This is a genomic window from Synechococcus sp. R5-12 (genome assembly GCF_047502655.1).
Lineage (GTDB): Bacteria > Cyanobacteriota > Cyanobacteriia > Thermostichales > Thermostichaceae > Thermostichus.
The window spans coordinates 1-4,110 of record NZ_JANSIM010000082.1 but is presented as its reverse complement, the minus strand read 5'-3'; the positions used below and the strand labels follow the sequence as shown (position 1 = coordinate 4,110).

At 60.1% G+C, this 4,110-nt stretch carries 4 protein-coding genes; 3 read left to right on the top strand and 1 reads right to left on the bottom strand.

The window, feature by feature from the left end:
* Positions 1 to 374 precede the first annotated feature (374 nt).
* From pyrE to malQ, 3 genes are all read left to right on the top strand, one after another.
* Positions 375 to 992: an orotate phosphoribosyltransferase gene (pyrE, locus tag NW843_RS04880; protein WP_011433101.1), complete on the top strand. Its 618-nt coding sequence runs from the start codon at positions 375 to 377 to the stop codon at positions 990 to 992.
* Positions 993 to 1,032: 40 nt separating this feature from the next.
* Positions 1,033 to 1,905, top strand: a complete 873-nt coding sequence (locus tag NW843_RS04875) for a polysaccharide deacetylase family protein (protein WP_414522274.1) — start codon at positions 1,033 to 1,035, stop codon at positions 1,903 to 1,905.
* A gap of 146 nt (positions 1,906 to 2,051) precedes the next feature.
* Positions 2,052 to 3,653, top strand: coding sequence for a 4-alpha-glucanotransferase (malQ, locus tag NW843_RS04870; RefSeq protein ID WP_414522273.1), 1,602 nt, complete (start codon positions 2,052 to 2,054; stop codon positions 3,651 to 3,653).
* On the opposite strand, the gene NW843_RS04865 is transcribed toward malQ, so the two are convergent.
* On the bottom strand, positions 3,650 to 3,973 hold the full coding sequence (locus tag NW843_RS04865; protein WP_414522272.1) for a sugar ABC transporter ATP-binding protein: 324 nt from the start codon (positions 3,971 to 3,973) through the stop codon (positions 3,650 to 3,652). The genes malQ and NW843_RS04865 overlap by 4 nt on opposite strands.
* Positions 3,974 to 4,110 lie beyond the last annotated feature (137 nt).

Below are 4,110 nucleotides of genomic sequence, written 5' to 3'. Positions count from 1 at the left end.
CACCCACGTCGATCAACCCAATGCCTGGGATCCAGAAGACATTTTGTTAATTTTGGGGAATCAGGACGGTTCAGTTCCGCACACAACTTTGAATGCCCAGGAGCCGGCTTCTGTTGCCAACACGTTGCTTCTGTTGGTTGAGCAAATGATGCCCCAGGTGGTTGTTTGAACAGATTTTCAGGTATCCGCCGGTCTAGAACTTCAGCAACATTGGCCCTAGCCAAGACAGGCGTATCTTTTGCGTGACAGGGATCCCCCTCGTGCAGCCGGAAAACGCTGCGAAGGGTAAGGTGGGACTTCGTGGAGATTGGCCGGATAATAAAATGTCCTGAGTGCTCTTTCCCATCAGCTATTGAACCAAGGGGATCCCCGCTGTGTTGCTTCTCGATTGCTCTCCCCTGACCCTTTCCCCAGAGGAAGCGCGGGAGAAACTGCTATATCTCCTTGCCCAACTGGCCTACCGAGAAGGCTCCTTTACCCTCACTTCTGGACAGAAGAGCCCCTACTACATCAACTGCAAGCCGGTCACCCTCCATCCCCAGGGGGCTTATTGGGTGGGATCCCTGCTGCACCGACTGTTGCCGCCCGAAACCGAGGCAGTGGCCGGAATGACGCTGGGGGCAGATCCCTTGGTGACGGCGGTGAGTTTGGCCTCCCTGAGGGCTGAGCCTGCCAACCTAGCCGCCCTAATCGTGCGCAAAGAGCCCAAGGGGCACGGTACGCAGGCCTGGATCGAGGGGCCGGAGTTGCCGGCAGGCAGTCGGGTGTGGATCCTGGAAGATGTGGTGACCACCGGCAGTTCTGCTTTGAAGGCTGTCGAACGGGTGCGGGCAGCCGGCTACCGGGCGGAAGGGATCCTGGCTTTGGTGGATCGGCTGGAAGGGGCAGAAGACCGCTGCCGAGAAGCAGGGATCCCCTTTCGTCGCCTATTCACCCTTCCAGAAGTGCAGGCTTGCCATCGGGCCTTGACCTCAGGAAAATCAAAGGACTAGCCTGCCCCCTTGGTGAGCATCAAAGCTTTGGAGAGCGGACATGCTGCCCCCTGCCTACTCAGCTCTGCCCAGCCGAAATCTGCCGAGCCTACCGCATCGGGCGCGAGTGGCCGTGTACGTGGTGATGAACATCGAGCACTTCACCTTTGGCAAGCTGGGCACGGCCATTCAACCCCATCTCACCAGCTCCCCTGAGATCGCCAACTATGGCTGGCGGGACTACGGCAATCGGGTGGGCATTTGGCGCTTGTTTGAGCTGTTTGCCGAGCTGGGGATCCCGGTGACGGCGGCCTTGAATGCGGAAATGGTGGATCTTTACCCCCCCATCATCGAAGGGATCCGCCAATACGGCTGGTCGGTGCTGGCCCACGGCTGGAACAACTCCACCGGCCACAGCGGCCTGGCCCGTGACGTCGAACAGGAGCTCATTGAGCGCAGTTTGTCCCTTTTGGAGAAGGTGTCGGGATCCCGCCCTTGGGGCTGGCTGACGCCGGGATTTTCCGTTAGCGAGAACACCTTTGACCTGCTCAAGGCTGCCGGGATCCGCTACACCACCGACTGGGTAAACGACGACCAACCCTACTGGTTCCCAACTGCCGCCGGCCCCCTCTTGGGGATCCCCTACACCCTGGAGGCCAACGACATCAGCCTCTGCCTCAGCGCCCGCCTGTCGGCAGAAGACTTTGCCCAAGCCCTCATCGACCAGTTTGATCAACTCTGGCAGGATGGGGAACGCTCCCCCCGCATCATGGCCATTGGCCTGCACCCCTTCATCGTTGGGCAGCCGCTGCGGATGGGATCCCTGAAAAAAGCCTTGCAGCACATCCAATCTCGCCCTCAGACTTGGCTCACCACCGGCGATGGTCTCTACAACTGGTACGCCCAAGCCTGCCCTGCCCCCGAGGTGGCCTGACGGGATCCCAGTTCCGGATCCCTGGCCAGGGCGGAAAAGGGGGTCTTTTGGCTTTGTGCCGATTTTGTCTTGTCTGGAGCTGTTCATCGTGGCTCTGGAAGTGACAGCATAGGCGGTGAAACCACCTAGGGCAAAAGGGCTTGGCCATGCGCATGGGCAGACTCAGTGGGATCCTCCTGCACCCCACCTCGCTACCGGGGCCATTTGGCATCGGCGACCTGGGGCCGGCTGCTTACCGGTTTGTGGATTTTCTGGTGGAGAGCGGCCAGCGCCTCTGGCAGGTGCTGCCTCTGGGACCTACCGGCTGGGGCAACTCCCCCTACATGAGCTTTTCCTCCATAGCCGGCAACCCGCTGCTCATCAGCCCGGAGCTATTGGTGGGGGCCGGTTGGCTGGATCCCAACAGTTGGCAGGATCTGCCCCAATGGCCAACGATCCAAGCCAGATCCGCCGAGCGGGTGGACTACGAAACCGTGATCCCCTTCAAGCTGGGTCTTTTGCAGCGGGCCTGGGCCACCTTCAAGGAAAAGGCTAGCGCTGCTGACTGGGAAGCCTTTCACGCCTACTGTGCCGAGGAGGCGGATTGGCTACCGGACTACGCTCTCTTCATGGCTCTCAAAGAGGTGTATGGCGAGCAAGAGTGGACTCAGTGGCCTCCAGCCCTAGCCCAGCGGGATCCCCTTGCTCTCCAGGAGGCCCGCGACCGCCACGCCGACGCAGTCACCCGCCAGATGTTTTGGCAGTATCTGTTTGCCCAGCAGTGGAGATCCCTAAGGGAGTATGCCCACCAGCATCAAGTGCAGCTCATTGGCGATGTACCCATCTATGTTGCCCCCAACAGTGCCGACGTGTGGGCCAACCGGGAGCTGTTTCACCTGGATGAACAGGGACGGCCTTTACAAGTAGCCGGTGTGCCGCCGGACTATTTCAGCCCCACCGGGCAGCGCTGGGGCAACCCCCTCTACAACTGGGAGGTGCTCAAGGCTCGCGGCTACGACTGGTGGATCCGGCGCATCCAGGCCATCCTCAAGCAGGTGGACTGTGTGCGCATCGACCACTTTCGCGGCTTCGAGAGCTACTGGGCCATTCCAGGCGATGCAGAAACGGCTGTGGAAGGGGAGTGGCAAAAAGGGCCGGGAGCAGATTTCTTTCAGGCCCTGGCCGACAAGTTGGGGGAAATCCCGGTGATTGCCGAAGATCTGGGAGACATTACGCCGGAGGTGTTGCAACTGCGGGATCAATTTGGCTTGCCCGGCATGAAGGTGCTGCTGTTTGCTTTTGGTTCCGGGCCGGATAACCCCTATTTGCCCCATGCCTATGAGCGCAACTTTGTCGTTTACACCGGCACCCACGACAACAATACGGTGGTGGGCTGGTTTCATGACCCGGAGCGCTCGGAGTGGGAAAAACAAAACCTGCTGCGCTATTTGGGCTGCCAGGGATCCGAGGGCATCCATTGGGATCTCATTCGCCTAGCCCTTGCTTCCGTAGCCGATCTGGCCATCATTCCCCTGCAAGATGTGATGGGCTTGGGGGCAGAGGCGCGCATGAACTTCCCCGGCACCACCGAGAACAACTGGGCCTGGCGCTACCGCGAGGACATGCTGCGGCAGGACATGATCCAGCGGCTGGCCGAGATGAGCGTGACCTATGGGCGCATCTCTCCTCAAGAGTTGGAACAACGGCGAGCAGCCCTAGCCCAAGAACGGGCGGCAGGGTCTTCTCAAGCTGCCCCCAGCCTCGTCTAATGCTGGATCCCGCCCATCAGCAGCCCTAGCTGCTCTTCGGTGGCCTCTTCATGCGTGAGTTCTCCCACCAGGTGGCCCTCATGGATCACCAAAATGCGATCCGACAAGCTGATCACCTCATTCAAATCCGCCGACACCAGCAGCACCCCCATGCCCTGATCCCGCGCCTGCAGGATGCGCCGATGAATGGCCTCGATGGCCCCCACATCCACCCCCCGCGTCGGTTGGGCAGCCACCAGCACCTTGGATCCACAGGAAAGCTCTCGCCCCACAACGATCTTCTGGGCATTGCCGCCAGAATAGCGGCGGGCCGTCAACACGGCCGTTGGCTGGCTTTTCTTTAGAAAGGGACATTCAGGCCCTTTCTTGAGCTCCCCGGCATCTAGGATCCTCAAGTTCTGAAAACTCCACTGCCCTGATACATTTACGCTGAACACTGCTGAACATCACTGTTCAA